Origin of the sequence: Paenibacillus sp. oral taxon 786 str. D14 (assembly GCF_000159955.1) — a bacterium.
Taxonomy (GTDB): domain Bacteria; phylum Bacillota; class Bacilli; order Paenibacillales; family Paenibacillaceae; genus Fontibacillus; species Fontibacillus phoenicis.
On sequence record NZ_GG695979.1, the window covers coordinates 61,922 to 80,108 of the forward strand.

General features: G+C 53.9%; 15 protein-coding genes. 13 read left to right on the forward strand and 2 right to left on the reverse strand.

Annotated features, from left to right (window positions below; translation table 11 throughout):
- The first annotated feature begins 309 nt into the window (after positions 1-309).
- The 7 genes from POTG_RS24860 (at position 310) to POTG_RS13470 (ending at position 7,602) form a co-directional block, all read left to right on the forward strand.
- On the forward strand, positions 310-1,383 hold the full coding sequence (locus POTG_RS24860; protein ID WP_009225378.1) for a HAMP domain-containing protein: 1,074 nt from the start codon (positions 310-312) through the stop codon (positions 1,381-1,383).
- Entirely contained in the window at positions 1,376-2,293 is a 918-nt protein-coding gene (locus POTG_RS24865) for a methyl-accepting chemotaxis protein (RefSeq protein ID WP_232282296.1), read from the forward strand. The genes POTG_RS24860 and POTG_RS24865 overlap by 8 nt, the downstream gene beginning before the upstream one ends.
- A 240-nt stretch (positions 2,294-2,533) precedes the next feature.
- Positions 2,534-3,178: a YhbD family protein gene (locus POTG_RS13450; protein ID WP_036645349.1), complete on the forward strand. Its 645-nt coding sequence runs from the start codon at positions 2,534-2,536 to the stop codon at positions 3,176-3,178.
- The gene (locus POTG_RS13455; RefSeq protein ID WP_009225380.1) at positions 3,178-3,900 is read left to right on the forward strand and encodes a hypothetical protein; all 723 of its coding nucleotides are present in this window, start codon (positions 3,178-3,180) and stop codon (positions 3,898-3,900) included. The genes POTG_RS13450 and POTG_RS13455 overlap by 1 nt, the downstream gene beginning before the upstream one ends.
- A 29-nt stretch (positions 3,901-3,929) precedes the next feature.
- The gene (locus POTG_RS13460) at positions 3,930-4,676 is read left to right on the forward strand and encodes a hypothetical protein (protein WP_009225381.1); all 747 of its coding nucleotides are present in this window, start codon (positions 3,930-3,932) and stop codon (positions 4,674-4,676) included.
- Between the two features lie 2 nt (positions 4,677-4,678).
- On the forward strand, positions 4,679-6,229 hold the full coding sequence (locus tag POTG_RS13465; protein WP_009225382.1) for an MDR family MFS transporter: 1,551 nt from the start codon (positions 4,679-4,681) through the stop codon (positions 6,227-6,229).
- Positions 6,230-6,327: 98 nt separating this feature from the next.
- On the forward strand, positions 6,328-7,602 hold the full coding sequence (locus tag POTG_RS13470; RefSeq protein WP_009225383.1) for an MFS transporter: 1,275 nt from the start codon (positions 6,328-6,330) through the stop codon (positions 7,600-7,602).
- Between the two features lie 89 nt (positions 7,603-7,691).
- Here the strand turns inward: POTG_RS13470 and POTG_RS13475 are convergent, their stop codons facing one another.
- The gene (locus POTG_RS13475) at positions 7,692-8,993 is read right to left on the reverse strand and encodes a CynX/NimT family MFS transporter (RefSeq protein ID WP_009225384.1); all 1,302 of its coding nucleotides are present in this window, start codon (positions 8,991-8,993) and stop codon (positions 7,692-7,694) included.
- Positions 8,994-9,362: 369 nt separating this feature from the next.
- Between POTG_RS13475 and POTG_RS13480 the strand changes: the two genes are divergently transcribed.
- Positions 9,363-10,028, forward strand: a complete 666-nt coding sequence (locus POTG_RS13480; RefSeq protein WP_028538115.1) for a hypothetical protein — start codon at positions 9,363-9,365, stop codon at positions 10,026-10,028.
- A gap of 260 nt (positions 10,029-10,288) precedes the next feature.
- Here POTG_RS13480 and POTG_RS13485 read toward each other — a convergent pair whose 3' ends face one another.
- Positions 10,289-11,896: a VanW family protein gene (locus tag POTG_RS13485; RefSeq protein ID WP_198136204.1), complete on the reverse strand. Its 1,608-nt coding sequence runs from the start codon at positions 11,894-11,896 to the stop codon at positions 10,289-10,291.
- Positions 11,897-12,128: 232 nt separating this feature from the next.
- Here POTG_RS13485 and ftsE point away from each other — a divergent pair, with 232 nt between their 5' ends.
- The 5 genes from ftsE to POTG_RS13510 form a co-directional block, all read left to right on the forward strand.
- Positions 12,129-12,815, forward strand: coding sequence for a cell division ATP-binding protein FtsE (gene ftsE, locus POTG_RS13490; RefSeq protein WP_009225387.1), 687 nt, complete (start codon positions 12,129-12,131; stop codon positions 12,813-12,815).
- Positions 12,805-13,719, forward strand: coding sequence for a permease-like cell division protein FtsX (ftsX, locus tag POTG_RS13495; protein ID WP_009225388.1), 915 nt, complete (start codon positions 12,805-12,807; stop codon positions 13,717-13,719). The genes ftsE and ftsX overlap by 11 nt, the downstream gene beginning before the upstream one ends.
- A 96-nt stretch (positions 13,720-13,815) precedes the next feature.
- Positions 13,816-15,033: a murein hydrolase activator EnvC family protein gene (locus POTG_RS13500; RefSeq protein WP_009225389.1), complete on the forward strand. Its 1,218-nt coding sequence runs from the start codon at positions 13,816-13,818 to the stop codon at positions 15,031-15,033.
- Positions 15,034-15,414: 381 nt separating this feature from the next.
- A complete protein-coding gene (locus POTG_RS13505; RefSeq protein WP_009225390.1) occupies positions 15,415-16,866 on the forward strand; it encodes a S41 family peptidase in 1,452 nt (483 codons plus the stop codon).
- 140 nt (positions 16,867-17,006) lie between these two features.
- On the forward strand, positions 17,007-18,187 hold a 1,181-nt coding region (locus tag POTG_RS13510; RefSeq protein WP_009225391.1), incomplete at its 3' end, for a PDZ domain-containing protein.

Here is an 18,187-nt window from a genome sequence, read left to right on the forward strand (position 1 = left end):
AGCCTTCGTCGATAGACGAACGGCTGTTTTTTTTATTTACCTTGCTTCGACGCCCTCGAGAGGGCGCCTTCTGTACATTTTGAATTTTATGGAAATTACATGAAAATTTCAGAAAACACTAAAGGATTCGTCGGTTTTTGTCGAAATATAGTAATAACTTATCTTGCCAAGCCTTTTATTTTGGTGCATTGACTCAGACTGAAGCAACATTGGCGCGGTTTTGTAGTTGATCAACCCTTGGCAGACAACAAGAAGCACAGGATGCCCATTACAAAATAAAAGGAGAAGAACGACGATGAAAAAAGATGGATGCAGATTCGACAACTACTGGAGGTCCGTACCTTACGCAACCGGATGCTCATCATTTTTGCCGTACTGCTGGCGGTCCCTAATCTGGCGACCTCTTACTCCAGCTATACCCGCGCCAGCGAACAGTTACATGAACAAATGGATGACAACACCCGATCGAGCGTAAATCTGTTGAATGATACGATTAACCATATCGTGGAGGCAGAGGTTCGCAACGTGGAGCAGCTGGTGCAGCAAATCGATTCCGCCCAGGTGGATGCCAAATCTCCGGAGCTGCGGAAACTCATTGACCTCTTCGTAGAAAAACATCCAGAGCTAGAGAATCTGGTGGTTGGCAATCAGAACGGAGCGTGGATGAAAGCCCCCGATCCTGGCAAACAGGACTATGACCCGCGCAAACGGGATTGGTATATCACCTCCATGGAAAACCCGGAGGAAACCGTAATCATCGATCCATTTGTATCGGCGACGACCGGCAATTTTAATCTTTATATCAGCCGCGCGTTAAAAGACCATCGAGGAGCGATCACGGTCGCCCTGGACTTGGCAAAACTGAATGCGGACGTCAGCAGCATTCACTTGGGGGAACGCGGGTATATTTATATCTTGGACCGTTCGAACAAGTTCGTCTCGCATCCGACCAAAACGGTTGGTGAAGAGGCTTCAGGTGAACATCTGGCGAAAATCCATGAGGCGGAATCGGGCTATTTGACGTATACCGATCCAGAAACCGGGAAGGAAGAAAGCGCGTTTTTTACGACCAACCCACTGACCGGGTTTAAAATCGTTGGGGTTCTGGATGTGCAGGAATTCCGCGACGCCTCAAAGCCAGTCATGTGGACTTCCCTCATTGTCCTGGCTGTCTCAATGATCGTTGCGGGCATCCTGCTCATCCTCGTGATCTTGAGCATCACGCGCCCGATCGAGCGGCTTAACCGCTCGGCCAAACGGGTGAGTGAAGGTTACTTGAACGAGGATGTAGCCACGAAGCGTAAGGACGAGATCGGTGAGCTGACCGCGAACTACAACGGCATGTTGGCCTCTCTGCGGGAAATGGTACGGGGAGATGTCTGAAACGGCCAGCCAGCTGGCCGCCTCCAGCGAAGAATTAAATGCGGGAACTGAGCAGAATGCCAAGGCGGTTGAGCATGTCGCCCAGCTGGTGTCGGACGCCTCGAATCATGCCGAGAAACAAGCCGCTGCTTCGTTAGAAAGCGCCAAGACGATGGATGAAATGTCCCAAGGCATCCGGAAAATCGCGGACGCGTCCGGTCTCATCGTTGAGTCGTCGTTGCAAACGGTAGAGGATGTCCGGGAGGGCAGCGGGAAGGTGAACCTCGTCGGATTGCAAATGGAAGAGATTCGCCGGTCAACGCTGGAATCGGCGGAGATTCTGCAGCAGATGAATGAGCTCAGCGGACAGGTTGCCGGAATGAGCAGCGCGATTACGGAGATTGCCAACCAAACCAATCTGCTGGCGCTAAATGCAGCGATCGAAGCGGCGCGTGCCGGCGAGGAAGGACGCGGCTTCGCCGTGGTAGCGGGCGAAGTGCGTAAATTGGCGGAGCAGTCCGGAGCGACGGCGGAATTGATTCAGCGGACCATCGGGCAGATGACCGAACTTACGAGCAAAGCCTATGAAGTGATGAATCATAAGGTGAATACGAATGTCGAGCGAGGAAGAGCCGTGACAGAGGAAGCGCAAACGGCTTTCCAAGCGATCGAGCGGTCGACGCAGCGGATTTCGGAGCAAATTCACGAAGTGTCGGCCATTACGCAACAAATGTCAGCGAGTGCCGATCAAATCGCTCACGCGGTCGAACAAATCGCGGCGACCTCGGCCAGCAGCATGGAGGGCCTGCAAGAGGTGACGGCCGCAACCCAGGAACAGCTGGCGTCGATGGAGGAGATCTCTTCCGCATCGGAAGGCTTGGCTCGAATGGCAGCGGATATGCATGCTCAGATCGACCGGTTTAAGCTCTAAAGGGATAAACATCGAATCAATGCAGTTCATGCCCCTAGTCACAGTTCGTGGCGAAGGGGCATTTTTTGCCGGATTTCCACCCCGGGCCGGGCGCATAAATCCGCCCCGAGACGGATGGAGAAGACCAAAGGGTCGATTAAGATGAATAGCAGCAACGACTTGGATCGATCTCCATTCACGCCTGCTTTACAACGTAACAATGTTATGTTACGCTGTTTGTGCAATGAAAGGAGCATGACAATGAATGAGGATTTGATTTCCAAGAAGGAATTGCTGGATCTGACGGGTATTTCGTATGGACAGTTGTACCGCTGGAAGCGCAAGAACCTGATCCCGGAGCAGTGGTTTATCCGCAAATCGTCTTTTACCGGGCAGGAAACGTATTTTCCAAGGGAAAAAATCCTGCAGCGCATTGACCGCATTCTGGGCATGAAGGATGATTTATCGCTGGATGCGCTGGCGGACGTCTTCTCGGGGAGTCCGAAGGATATCCGTTTAAGCGCAGGCGAACTTTTGGAACGAAACATTGTTACATCAACATCATTGAACTTATATATGGAGACCACAGAGAAGAAAGAGGCGCAGCCGAACTTTGGCTTCGATCAGATGTTGATCGTCTACGTGCTCGACAAGCTGCTGCAAAGCGGGGATATTTCCCTGGAGGAAGGGCGTTTATTAGTTCAGGCGCTCGAGGATCATTTACCGGGCTTGGCCGGGCAGGAATGCGGCGTGCATCTCATCCGCAAAATGGGGGTAGCCGCTTTTATCCTGGTGCCGGGGGATGGAGACATCTATGTAGACCGCAGTGTCCGGACGATCGTTCGGTTATCGCTGGCGCGCTGTTCAGAGGAATTAAAACTATTAGTAAGCGGGAGTGAAGGATAATGGCAGAACGGAGCGTTAAGGATTTAAAAATTAACGGCGTAGGTCAGGCATCCGGCGGCGCGTACCGTGAAATCCAAGCCGAGGGCATTGCTAGGCTGAACGGAGACATTACGTGCGAGGCGCTTACTGCCAATGGAACGCTGAAAATCAAAGGAACGATCCATGCGGACGAATTCAGCCTCAACGGCACCGGTTCCTCGGATGGGTTGCTGGAGGGCGGCAAATTCGAGTTGGATGGGATGTTTAAAGTCGGCAACGATGTACGATGCAACTCGCTGCATGTCCGGGGGATGCTCCAAGCCAGGGGCTCTGTGATCGGAGAAACGGCCAAGGTGGACGGCGCATTAAAGCTGGAAGGCAATGCCGAATTTGAAACCGCGGAGGTATACGGCCAAATTCAGGTTGGCGGGATGCTGAATGCGGGAAAGCTGAAGATTGATTTGGAAGGCCCTTGCCATGCCAAGGAAATCGGCGGGGAACAGATCGTAGTCCGCCAACGCAAAGGCAAACGACTGCTGGACTATATCTCCCCGCTGTGGGCTTCCCGGTTAACGGCCGATGTGATCGAGGGCGATGACATACGGTTAGAGGGGACGAAAGCCGAAGTGGTACGCGGCAACTCGGTAGTGATTGGACCGGACTGCGAGATTGGCCGCGTGGAGTATAAGGAACACTATGAGGTTTCGCCGCAGGCTTCGGTCGGGCACGCGGAACAGAAATAAAACGAAGGATCACGAAGGAGGGATTGGGGATGGCTGAACAAGTCATGCAAGACCGCAGCGCCGATTTGAAAATCGTCGGCAACGGGACGTCAAACGGCGGGTTTTTTAATAAAGTCAAAATTGTCGGCGAAGGTGAAATCAACGGAGATGTAGATTGTCGCAGCTTAAGTTGCACGGGGACGCTGGAGGTTGATGGAGGCTTGCGTGCCGAGACCGTCAAGGCGACAGGTACGATTGCAGTCACCGGACCGATGCGCGGAGAAGAGCTGAACCTCACCGGCACCCTTAACGTCCGGGGCAGCCTTCAAGCCGGCAAAGCCAAGCTGAATGGGGAAATCCGCATCGATGGCGGCATCGCAGGGGAGGAGATCGGGCTGTTCGGAAGCTGCGAGTTGAACGGCGACTGCCAAGCCGAGCGGTTACGCCTGAGAGGGTCCGTGCAAACCCAAGGTACGATCAACGCCGAGCGAGTGGAGCTTGCGATGTTCGGCCGTAGTGAGGCCGGTGAAATCGTCGGCGGGCAAATCCGCATCGCCCCGCACCCCACGTGGAAGTGGGTGTCGTTGTTTAAGCCCTGGGGGACACCAGCGCTGCAGGCGAAGATGATTGAAGGGGATGTCATTCGCTTGGAAAATACCGTAGCCGATGTCGTGCGCGGCGGGGATGTCTTCATTGGTCCCGGCTGCCGGATCCGGCTCGTGGAATATACAACACATTATCATCAAGACCCGCACGCAGAGGTGGGGGAGCACTTGAATGTTTGGAGGAATGAATAAGGATGAACGCGCAAAAAAGCGGCCGTCTCGGCTTCGTTGTTGCCGGTTTGCTGCTCGGCATCTTAATGTCCGCCATGGACAATACGATCGTGTCCACGGCGATGGCCACCATCGTGTCTGAGCTGGGCGGCCTGGATAAATACGTATGGGTGACCTCCGCGTACATGGTCGCGGAAATGGCAGCGATGCCGATTTTCGGCAAGCTGTCCGATATGTATGGACGTAAACGGTTTTTTGTTTTTGGCATCGCCATGTTCCTGCTAGGGTCTGTGCTCTGCGGTACGGCTGACACCATCGTGCAGCTTAGCATCTACCGCGCGATCCAGGGGATCGGGGGCGGAGCGCTGATGCCAATCGCTTTTGCCATCGTGTTTGATGTGTTCCCGGTGGAGAAACGCGGCGCCATGGGCGGTTTGTTTGGCGCAGTATTTGGGATCTCCAGCCTGGCCGGTCCGCTGCTTGGGGCGTTTATTACCGACCATCTGAACTGGCGCTGGAATTTTTACATCAATATCCCGATTGGCATTCTCGCCTTGTTCTTGATTCTGGCTTTTTACCGAGAATCGGCCGTTCACTCCAAGCAACGCATCGATTGGTGGGGTGCAGTGACCTTGATTGGTGCGGTGGTTGCCCTGATGTTTGCGTTGGAACTGGGCGGGCAACTGTACGCCTGGGACTCTGAGCAGATTCTTGGACTGTTCGCGGCATTTGCCGTCTTGTTCACGATTTTCCTGCTGGTGGAACGTAAAGCAGAGGAGCCGATCGTTTCCTTCGCAATGTTCCGGAAGCGGCTGTTTGCCAGCAGCAATCTCGCCGGGTTGTTCTACGGTGCGGCCTTTATCGCAGCTTCGGTGTACATTCCCTTGTTCGTACAAGGGGTCACGGGCGGTACAGCCACCAATTCCGGCTTGATCCTGCTACCGATGACGCTGAGCTCCGTAGTTGCTTCTCAAGTCGGGGGCTTTCTCGTGCAGCGCACCAGTTTCCGTAACGTGATGATCTTATCGGCTGTTATTTTTATCGTGGGGATTGCATTGCTGGCGACAATTACGCCGGACACGACCAAGACGTTGCTGTCGATTTATATGGCCACCGCAGGTTTTGGCGTCGGGTTCTCCTTCTCTGTACTGGGGATGTCGGCCATTCAGGACTTTGGACCTTCGCAGCGGGGAGCCGCCAGCTCGACGATGTCGTTCATTCGCTCGCTGGGGATGACGGTGGGGATTACCATATTTGGGATCGTGCAGCGCAATCTGTTTGCGAACCGGTTAAGCGAATCGTTATCCGCTATGGGCGGCGGAGCCGACGGGCTGCCATCCATGGACGATCCGCGGACCCTGCTGGCTTCCGAAGCGCGTAAAGCTATTCCGGCACCGGTTCTGGAGCAGATCGTCGCGGATCTATCGAAGTCGATCACGACGATGTTTTGGTGGACGCTGGTGCCGGCTGTGCTGGCTTTGATCACGGTATGTTTTATGGGCAACGCCAAAATGAGAGCGTATGGGGCCGAAGCGGCCGGTCGTAACGAAGCGAAGCCGGCGGTCTCGGAGTAAGTTTTTTCGAAAAAGAAGGTAATCTAAGAAACATTTGACATCCCTCCAGGAAATATGGATAATCTATAGTTTATCCTGAGCAATAATGAGGTGTTTACGTGAAAAGTAACGAGTCACAGGCTTTGCCTGGTTCCGGGAGCTTGTTCCGGAATCGGTTCTACCAGACAATCCTGATCTCTAACCTGTTCTTGCAGATTGGAATCTGGGTCCGCAATTTTGCGATTCTGATGTTCGTCACAGACCAGACCAATAACGATCCGCTTGCGATCTCGCTCATTTCCGTCGTAGAGTTTGCCCCGATCTTCGTGTTCTCCTTCATCGGTGGGGCGTTTGCGGATCGATGGAAGCCGAAGCGGACGATGATCTGGTGCGACTTCCTGTCCGCCGTCTCGGTCTTCGCCGTGCTGCTGACGTTGCTGTACGGTTCGTGGGAAACGGTCTATTTTGCGACCTTTATCTCGGCGATTCTGTCGCAGTTCTCGCAACCGTCGGTCATGAAGCTGTTCAAGCAGCATGTCCATCCGGATAAAGTGCAACAAGGGATGGCGTTGTTCCAGTCGTTGGTCGCTATTTTCATGGTGATTGGGCCTTCGCTGGGGATTTACTCCTATCACCAATTTGGGATTTACATCTCGATTGGCGTGATGGGCGTGGCTTTCCTGATCTCTGCTTTGGTGCTATTCCGGCTTCCGGCGGACGTAGAGCTAGAGCAAAAACAAGAGAAAACCTCGAATATCCGCAAGGAACTGGCGGATGGCTTCCGCTATGTATGGCGGAGTCCTGTGCTGAAGGCGCTGGGCGCCACGTTTGCCATCGCCGGCTTCTCGGTCGGGATTATCCAAACTCTGGGATTGTTTGTCGTCACTGAACGTTTGGGTCAGCCTAAGGAATTCCTGCAATTTTTGCTGGCGGTGAACGGGGTTGCGATGCTGATTGGCGGCGGTGTGATTATGGGCTTAGCTAAAAAGATCCCGCCCCAAATGCTCCTAGCCTTCGGGATGGCGGTCAGCGCCGTCTGTATCGTGGGGATGGGGCTGTCGACCAGCGTTCCGTTGACGTTGGCGTTGCAGTTCCTGAACGGCTTGACGTTCCCTTGCATCCAGATCGGGATCAACACGATGATCCTGCAATGGACGGAGCAATCCTATGTCGGTCGCGTCAATGGTGTACTCAGCCCGATGTTCATGGGCATGATGGTCATCATGATGTCGGTGTCCGGCGTGTTGAAAAAGTTCTTTCCGCTCGTCAGCATTTACGCCGTATCCGGCATCATCATGCTGCTAGGCGCGATGATCCTGATGCCGATCTTCAAGCACAAGCCGGCGGCGCAGCCGCAGCCGCAGCCGCAGCTGGAAGGACAGCCAACGAGCTGAGGTTGGCAGTAAAGCAAAAAGCTGTCCCCATGGGGCCTATGAGAGGTCCTCGGGGACAGCTTTTTGCGTTGCGGGGCTTGGGGCTGTTTTTATCGTGCGTCGACATATCCCTTGCGCCCGGCGGCGTAGCCAAAGAGGGCGGTTAACATCGACACGCCCGTGATCACGGCAAGCGGGGTGTCCCAGTTGCCGCTGAGATCGTGGAGATAGCCAAACAGCGTTGGCCCAAACGCGGCCAATATGTAACCGATGGATTGCGCCATGCCCGACAGGGCGTTGGCTTGCTCCGTCGTGCGTGAGCGCAGCGAGAAGAAAACGATGGCTAGGCCAAAGGTGGAGCCGGCACCAATCCCAAGTAAGAGGATGAAGAGTGGGGCCAGCGCGACCGATCCGGCCCAGATGCCGCCGAAGCCAATTACGCATAACGCGGCAGTGGCGGCAGTCATCCACTTCTGGCTGTCCGACCGCGCGGCGTACAGCGGCATCAGGAACGAGCCGGCCATACTGATCAACTGCATCATTGATAACATCCAGCCGGCTTGTTCGGCGCTCATCCCGCGCTCCTGCAGAATGTCCGGCAGCCACGAAATGCTGACGTAAAACAGGATCGACTGGAAGCCCATAAACATCGTCACCAGCCAGGCAACCCGTGAACGCCAAATACGAAGGCGCGGGCCGGAAGCTTGGCTCAGATCGGACTGCGGGCGTGCCGTAGTGTTGGTTACTTCACCCTCCGGGGTGGCGGAGCGGCCCGCAACGGTTGCTTTGTTCAGGTTCTGGCCAGCTTCGGTGCGTTTTGGCAACAGCGGCAGCCAGACCAAGCTGGCGATCGCCGTCAACACCACCCAAATGGTTAATGCGCCACGCCACCCCAGTGGACCTTGGGACAGCGGTACACTGATCCCGGAGGAAATCGCCGCCCAGAAAGTCAAGCACGTGGTGAACAGGCTGGTCATCAAACCGACTTGCTGCGGGAAGTCGCGTTTGATCAACCCAGGCAGCAGCACGTTACAGACCGCGATCGCGATGCCGATCAACGCGGTGCCGGCAAACAGCGCAGCAACGGACGGCAGAGAGCGGACGAGGATGCCGCCGGTCATCAGGACCATGCTGTAGAACAGCGTCCGCTCGATCCCAAGCTTTGCGGACAAGCCGGGTGCAGCCAGCGCAAACACCGCGAAGGCGATCAGCGGCAGTGTCGTCAGCATGCCCGACATCGCGTGCGACAAGCCCGTGGCCGCCTCGATTTCGCCAATGAGGGCGCCTACACCGGTGATGGGCGACCGCAAGGCGGCGGCGGTCAGGAGCACGGCGGTTACCAGCAGCCAAACAGAAGCGCTGCGCGTCTGATTTAAGGCTGGGGTAGAGGCAGATGCGATCGTTTTATTCATATATTAAGGAAGCCTCCTTCTTACATCGCGATTTCGGCAACAAGGATAGATTAGTTCGAAGCTTGATACCCTAGTTTGGAGACGCCGCGAAATATTTTATGCAGTAAATTTATTGTGAACGTTGCGGCAGGTCTCAGATGCAGTCCAGTATACTTCAAGTTTACATCGTGCGGCAAATTTTGGGTGATTGGTCACCTGTGCCAGTTGGAGAAATATATGGAAGAATATGGCGAGCATGTGGTATAATAATGAGTAAATCACAAAACAAATATAGAGCCGTGAAGCACACGCCTTTTGTTGTTGGACGATGTAGTTGTCTCGTCCGTCGACGGAAGGCGTTTTATTTTTCCATTGGAGGAGGTTGGTTGGATGGGATTTCAGGAGACGTATGCGCAGTGGATCAGCGATCATTTGGGACGCCGGCAAGGGGAGAGAGAACGAAGATTGAGGGAGGGGCATGGGTATGCGGAAAAGGCATTTGTCGAAAAAGTATGGTGGCCCGCTTTCGGGCATTTTCGGCAGCTTCATCCTGAATATGAGGTGACCGATTTTAAAGACGGATACCGCTATCTTGACTTTGCTTACCTACGTTCCGGAATTAAGCTTGCCATTGAAATCGACGGATATGGCCCGCATCTGCGCGGGATCAGCCGGGATCGCTTCTCCGACCAATGTCGGCGGCAAAACGACTTGATTCTGGATGGTTGGAAGGTGCTGCGATTTACATACGATGACGTCAGCGAGAACCCGCGTTACTGTCAGCAAACATTGCAGCAGTTTATGGGAAGGTGGCTGGGGGAGGCGGATTCTTTGTTGCAGGCCAACTACCATGAGAGGGAGCTGCTTCGTCAGTTCCTTCGCGCGGGGAGACCTTTAACACCGGGGGATATCTGTCACATGATGGGAGTGGAAAGCAAAACAGCTCGCAAATGGCTAAGACAACTGTCTGAGAAACAGTGGATCCAACCTGCCAGCGGCAGCGTACGCGTTCGTTCCTATCGACTTTCGCTCGACGCCGAGCGGCTTCTTTTGTAATTTGCGAGGAGAATAGCGCCCTTTTATGGTCTTATTTGACTCTCCCAGACAATTTCCGGGGAAATAACGGAAAAAAATGTCCTTATAATTGAGGAAACGTCGCAATCAGCGTGAGTTTGGGCTTCCTATCGTAAAATAACGCCACAATTTTCCCTTATTTCAGTGAAGTGGCATGAAATTGACGAAATAGCGCCTATTTTTACCGCTATCGCTGGGATCGAGGAGGTAGGGGGAGGGGGATTGGCTCCTCCCCGCGATTCTCATCGAAAATTCGGCCCAGTTACGCCGTCCTCCAAGATCTGTTTGGGTAGGCGTTCCGAAGAGGTGCTGCCGCTGGAATTGCCCGATCCACCCTTGCCACCTTGGCCCCCAGCCCCTGCACCACCGCTGTTACTACCGCTGTTACGACTCCCGTTGCTCCCGCGGTTGCTGCCGCCACTACCCGAACCCCCGCCTTTGCTGCTCCCGGTCGAACCAGCCTTGACCTCACGCACCGCGATTACGTTTGGTTGCGCCGGATACGTGTCTTTGGAGAGCAACGTGCGCTCGACCGTCTGGCCGTCCACTTTCTTGATACGGTACGTCTCAACGACATATCCCTGCTTCCCACGCACAAGCACTTGTTGACTTCCGGCAGGCAAGGATCGGTTTATCACATATTTGTTTGGCGGGGAAATGACTTCTGTTGTACGGGATTCAAGGGAATAACTCACGTTCTCCGGCATATCGCCAAAAAGCTTAACGGTCAGTTGGCCGTTTTTCACCTCGGCGCGGATGAGGAGATGGTGGCCGGAGGTGTTTTGGAAGCGGAAATTGATGTAGCCTTTGGCGAACGTGGCGTCCTGACCTTTGGGCAAGTATTTGACCGGAAGGGAGTGGTTGCGCCGCTCCACGATGGTCAGCCCGGCACGAACCGCCGCATTGTAGAGCGTGCTCGACACTTGGCAAATCCCGCCTCCAACCCCAGGGGTCAGCCGCCCTCCAAAAATAACCGGCGCCTCCCGGAAGCCGTACGTTTTCTCGGCATACTCAATCACTTCGTTGTAATCGAAAACTTCGTCTGGAGCCAATACCATCCCGTCGATGCTGCGGGCTGCCGCGTCCACGTTATGCACCCGCCCGGTCCCGCTGGACATCAGGCTTGTGGAGAACTGGACGATTTTGCGGCGGATGCCTTCTTTTTGGAGCCATTCTACGGTGATTTCGGGCTCTACAGTTTTGAGCGGCACGGTAAACTGCAACGTAGGAAGCTGTTTCGATAACGCGTTTGAGGTTGGTTCATGCCATGAATTTTTTTCCAAACGACGCACTTCATCACCAAGCTGCTTTGGCACCATCTCCAACAAACGGTCCCAGTCGATGCGCTGCACGGCCGTTCCCGGCAAATAGCGAATTTGGTCTTGCGGCGTAATCGTTCGCACGGCGTTCACTGGGGAGCCGAATCGATTCTTTTCCCATTCAGGGGAAAACACCGTCTGCAGCTTCTGCGGATCGAAGGTGATGGTGAGCGTCCACTGCCGATGAAAACTTCTTCTCGCCACTCCTCGTTCCCATAAGGAGCCCTCTTCCAGCCGTTGCACCTCTTCGCGAAAAGCTTCTGCATCAAACGTAACCCCGGCTTCCGCCCAGGTGAGGGTTTTCGTGCTGCCGTCGACCGCAAACACAGCTTGCTTCCGGTTTAATGCGGCGATCTCCTGGTCAAGGAGCCGCAGCGCTTCATCACGCTGGCGCCGGCCCAGATCCAGTCCGGCCACAACGGTGCCCGCAGGCAAGGTGTCCTGTGAGACATAAAGTGCGAGCGCTCCCCAACTTGCAGCGCCGAGAAGCCCAATGCAGAGGAATATAGCTGCCAAATGTTTCTTTTTCATCGCCGTCTCCTTTAGGCCGCAGCCCTTGAGATTCATAGAAAAGAACCTTGTACAACTATTTGTATGATCAAACAGCTGGAAACTTTCGGGTACTCAAGTGGTAACATCTTTGTTACAATAAATATCGGACTTCAAGGAATTTCCTCAACTTTTAAAGGATTTGGCTGGAACATGTCGAATGTAAGATAGGGCCACCTATAGAAACGGAATCATAGATTTAGGACGTGATCAAGTGATAGAAATGCAGGATGTCTGGAAGACATATCCGAACGGTACCCACGCCCTTAAAGGCGTTTCGGTCAAGATCGACCGTAATGAATTCGTGTATTTGGTTGGTCCCTCCGGCGCAGGGAAATCGACTTTTATGAAGCTGATTTACCGGGAAGAAGTGCCCACCAAGGGGCAGATTTCTGTGAACGGCTTTAACATTGGCAAGCTAAAACCTCGCAAAATTCCCTATGTGCGCCGAAATATCGGGGTGATTTTCCAGGACTTTCGTCTGCTCCCGAAGCTGACGGCTTACGAGAACGTGGCTTTTGCTTTGGAGGTTATCGAAGCCCCGAAGAAGATTATTAAGAAACGCGTGATGGAAGTGCTCGACCTGGTCGGGCTGAAAAATAAAGCAAACCGCGATCCATCCCAACTATCCGGCGGTGAGCAACAGCGGGTGGCGATCGCTCGGGCGATCGTCAATAATCCATCTGTTATTATTGCGGACGAGCCTACAGGGAACCTCGATCCTGAGACCTCCTGGGGGATCATGCAACTGCTGGACGAAATCAACTTCCGCGGCACCACAATCGTTATGGCTACCCACAACAAAGAGATTGTTAATACGATGCGCAAGCGCGTTATCGCGATTGAACACGGCAATATCGTGCGAGACCAGCTGAGAGGGGAATATGGTTATGACTATTAGCACCTTCTTGCGGCATTTGCGGGAAGGCGCAAAGAGCGTGTTCCGCAACGGTTGGATGTCGGTGGCGTCCATCACCTCGATCATCGTATCGTTGCTGATCTTAGGCGTGTTCACCTTGCTTGTGCTGAACGTCAATGCGTTTGCCGATGAGGCGGACAGCCAGGTACAGATCAAAGCATACCTCAACTCAGATGTGACCGAAGCCGTACGCGACCAGATCTATAACGATATCGGCTCCATGGAAGAAGTCAGCAAAGTGAAACTGATTCCTAAAGCCGAAGGTCTCAAGGATTTCCGGGAGAAGCTCGGCGAGGAAGGCAAGGACCTGCTGGAAGGGTACGACGAGACGACGAACCCGATTCCTGATACGTTTGAGGTTCAGGTCATTGAGCCTACTACGGTGCCTTACGTAGCCAGCAAGATTAATGCCCTGAACGATAAATACGAGGAGAAGCCGATCTATAAGGTTAACTACGGACAAGGTACGGTGGAAAAGTTATTCAAAATCACGCGGGCGATCCGCAATATCGGATTTGCCTTTGTAGCGGGTCTTGCCCTGGTGGCGATGTTCCTCATCTCCAATACGATCCGGGTTACCATCTTAGCCCGTCGCCGGGAAATTGGCATCATGAAGCTGGTGGGCGCGACGAATACCTTTATTCGTTGGCCTTTCTTCGTAGAAGGCGCACTCATAGGTCTGATCGGTTCCCTGATCACCGTAGGCGTGCTGTTCTTTAGTTACAACGAGCTGGTGACATCGGTCAAATCCGACGTGACGCTGGCCATTCAGCTGGTACCGCTCCAAGAAATCGGTCTGGAACTAGGCGGATTGCTTGTCGGCTTAGGACTTTTGATTGGCATTTGGGGAAGTACGATGTCGATTCGGAAGTTTTTGAAGGTGTAACGGAATTAAGGAAGCGAAGGAAACGAGCCGATACATTGTTATATCTACAAAAGTCGGAATTTTTAATTACCTTTTAAGAAGGATGGGGAAACGAAGTTGAAGAAATGGATAACCACACTCACCGTTGTCGCATTAGCCGCTTTGATTTTCCAACCTACTGAAGGCTTCGCCAAGACCAAAACCATCAGCCAGATCGACAAAGAGCTGAAGCAGCTTCAGGAGCAGGCTAAGCAGGCCAAAGCGCAGCAGGAGAAAGCCGAGAGTCAGAAGCAGGAAGCGCAGCATTACGTCAATAAAAACACCAACTATCTGAAGCAATTAATGAGTCAGATTGAGGTTGTCAGCAACGAGTTAACGAAAATCTCCCTCGAAATTGAGGAAACGGAAGAGGATTTGCGCGAAACCGCGCAAAAGTTGGACGAGACCCAAGCACGAATTGAAGAGCGATCCCACCTGCTCGACACTCGCGTTCGGTTGATGTATACGGATGGCGTCGTTTCCTATTTAGATGTGCTGCTGTCCTCTACCAGCTTCACCGATTTTCTTGAGCGCGCGGACTCCCTCCAAGCGATTGCCAATCAAGACCATATCCTGTTGGACGAGCATAAACGGGATAAGGAACTGATTGAGCAACAGAAGCAGCAACTGGAGCAGGATTATGCCAAAGTGAAGCAGCTTTATGCGGATGCCGAGTCGCGGAAGAGTGATCTCGAAGCGAAAGAGAACGAGAAGCAGCAGCTGATCGCGAAATACAACGCAGAGATTGAGGAATCCGAAGATATCAGCGCGGAGCAAGAAGCGCTCTTGGTTGAGCTGGCCAAGAAGCGGTCGGCGCTGGAACAAGAGAAGAACAAGCTGAAGGCTGCCCAAGTATACAAATACAATAAGAGTTCGTCCGGGTCCGGCGGATTTAAGGGCAACGGCGGCTCGTTTGGATTGCCGGTGGATGGCGCCCGCCTTTCTTCCGGTTACGGTACGCGTATCCATCCGATTACCGGCGTGAAGAAGACCCATACCGGCATCGATTTAGCTGCTCCGCAAGGCACGGACATCCATGCCGCCGAGGACGGCGTTGTTATCGTCGCAGAATGGTGGAGCGGTTACGGCAACACGGTCATCATCGACCACGGAGATAACGTCTGGACGCTTTACGGTCATATCCGCAACGGCGGCATCAAAGTGGAGAAAGGTCAGAAAGTGAAGAAAGGCGAGAAAATTGCCGAAGTTGGAAGCACAGGCAACTCCACCGGTCCTCACTGCCACTTCGAAGTCCGGATCAACGGCAACCCGGTAGACCCAATGCCTTATTTGTAATAAAATAACTATAGTGTTCGAGCGAAAACGGATACCGCCTCTTTGGGGCAGGGTCCGTTTTCACCGTTAGATTAGGTTATTAGCACCGAGAAGGTTGGATGAAGCTAGAGACTGAGTAGCGGAGCTAAACGTTTTCGTAGAAAACGACTTCGGAAGCATAAGCTTGTACGGGCTACGTGAGCAACGGAAGACTCGGCTGAATTCAAGATTCGACGTCGATTATGCTCCTTAGAAAGTGCATCGTGATAAGAAGCCAATTTTAAATCCACCTTAAATTGTAAATATTTCTCATGGGTGGAACATATACTATGTGACGTTCAAATTCGGACGTGCCGGGCACGCCGCCCGGACATGTTCATTTTTCGGAGGCGGTGATCAAGGATGTTTAAAGGTCGTACGGTAGCCCTGCTCGTTGTCGCAGCCATGCTGGTCAGCAGCTTGTTGACGTTAACGCTGACGGGGGAATGGAGCTTTGCTGGAACGGGACCGCTGCGCAGCGGAAGTTTTGCCGACACGGCCAGCACCGGCTCGAAGCAAGACATCAAAAAAATCGAGACGGCGTTGCAGCTTGTCCAAAAAAACTACGTCGAGGACGTGGATACGAACAAGTTAATTGATGGTGCGATTGACGGGATGATGAATGCGCTGGAGGATCCATTCTCCTCATACATGGCCCCGGATACGGCGCAGCAATTCTCGGAGCAGATTGAGGGGTCTTTTACCGGAATTGGGGCAGAGGTGTCCATGGAGAACGGCAATGTCGTCGTTGTTTCCCCGATCAAGGGCTCTCCTGCAGAAAAAGCTGGCATTCAACCGAAGGATATCCTGTTGTCGGTGAACGGGGAGTCGTTTGAGGGCTTAAGCTTGAATGAGGCGGTGGCCAAAATTCGCGGCCCGAAAGGCACAACGGCTAAGGTGAAGGTTAAACGGGCGGGAGTTGCGGATACGCTGGAATTCGAGATCGTCCGTGATGACATTGCGCTGGAAACGGTCTATGCCGAGATGAAGGATGGCAAAATCGGGGTCATTACGGTGACCGAGTTTTCGTTGAATACGGCGGATCATTTCAAGAAAGAGCTGGAAAACCTTGAGAAACAGGGCATGAAGGGCTTGATCATCGATGTGCGTAACAACCCGGGCGGGGTGCTGGACGTCGTTGAGGCGATGTCGGAGCAGTTTGTGCCGAAGGGGAAAGCCATCGTCCAAATCGAGGATAAATATAAGCGTCGGCAGCAGTCGGTTTCCAAGGGAAGCGGCAAATCCTACCCGATCGCTGTGTTGACCAACAAGGGCAGTGCAAGCGCCTCGGAGATTTTGGCCGGAGCCCTGCAGGAATCCGCAGGAGCGAAGCTGGTCGGTGAAACGACTTACGGCAAAGGAACGGTGCAATCCAGCTATAGTCAGGAAATGGGCGACGGCAGCATGCTGAAGATCACCATCGCCAAGTGGCTGACGCCAAACGGCGAATGGATTCATAAGAAGGGGATCAAGCCGGATGTTGAGGTGTCCCAGCCGGACTATTTTACGGTAGCTCCGATCAATAAGGAAAAAACGTACAAATACGATATGCTCGGTGAGGATATCAAAAGCGCCCAAACGATGCTGGACGGACTCGGATACAATCCGGGCCGGAAGGACGGTTATTTCGATAAAAACACCGAGAAGGCGCTGAAAAAGTTCCAAACAGACCAGAAGCTTACGGCAAACGGTGTGCTGGACGCGAAAACCGCCGAGGCTTTGGAAGCCAGCATCATCCAACAAATCCGCGATCCGAAAAACGACATGCAGTTAAATCGTGCGCTGGAGATCATGCGGAAGGAAATTGCGAAGTGAATGTCGAATCCCTTAGAGGGCTGATGTGCGGCCCTCTTTTTTGCTGAATTTCGTTGGAGTACATAGGTAAACCGATCATTACTCCTAGGGCAAGATGACAAGCTTGAACTTATACACCAAAAAAGGAGCGTGAATACCTCTTGGATCTCATTCTGGAAGGATTGTGGAGTCTGGCGGAAGCAGGGGCGCAACTATTGCTGCAGCCGTTCTACTATATCTCGATCATCGTCATCCTGCTGCTCTATCGCAGACAGGTTGTGCTGGAACGCCGTCTGTTTCATGTTCGCCTGCACAGATGGGGCTTGCAGACTTGGCGAACCGCTCTTGGCGGGCTGCTGGCGGGGCTGGCGGTTTCCGTCGTCTTCGTCTTCCTCGGAATGAATCTGACGATGGAGGGAATTCTCTGCCTTTGGGTGGTTACGCTGGTGCTGATGCTGTTCCGCATCCGCTATTTGTGTCTCGCTTACGCCGTGGGCTTGCTGGGGGTACTCCAGTTTGTATTCAATCTGATCCCGGATACGGCAGGGGTTGCGGTTCTGAGCGACGTCGTTCGCGTCATTCGGGAGCTGGATATTCCGGCATTGCTTTGTCTGGTCGGCCTGCTGCATTTGGCCGAGGGACTGTTGGTCCGGTGGCAGGGCGCTTCGTTTGCGGGGCCGTTGTTTTTTGAAGGCAAACGGGGCAAGCTGATCGGCGGGTATCAAATGCAAAGCTTGTGGCCGGTGCCGCTGTTCCTGCTCGTCCCGGCGCAGACGTTGGGCGGGGTCCTGCCGTGGACGCCATTGTTTGGCGGGGAAGCATGGCAAGACGGCTTTAGCCTGATGGGGCTGCCGATCGTGCTCGGATTTTCGGAGATGACGTTGGGGATGCTGCCTAAGGATAAGGCGCGCGTTTCGTCTGGTCGACTGCTGGGGTATGGTGCAGTCATTACCGTGCTGGCGCTGCTTGCGGCGTGGTGGAGCCCGCTGATGCTGGTGGCCGCAATCGCGGCGTTTGGGCTGCACGAAGCGTTGATTTGGCTGAGCCGCTATGAGGAGCAGCAGCGCAGCCCGATGTTTGTCCATCCGCAAGGGGGACTCAAGGTGCTCGCGGTGCTGCCGGGCAGTCCGGCGGAAGAGCTGGGCATCCGGGCCGGCGAGTCGATCGTGAAGGTCAACGGCATGCCGGTGACAACGAAGGAAGATCTGCATGCGGCGCTGCGGATCAACCCGGCTTTTTGCAAGCTGGAGGTGCAGAATCTCGCGGGCGAGAGCAAATTCCTCCAGCGCGCCATCTACGCCGGCGATCACCACCAGCTCGGCGCGATTCTCGCGCCGGACGA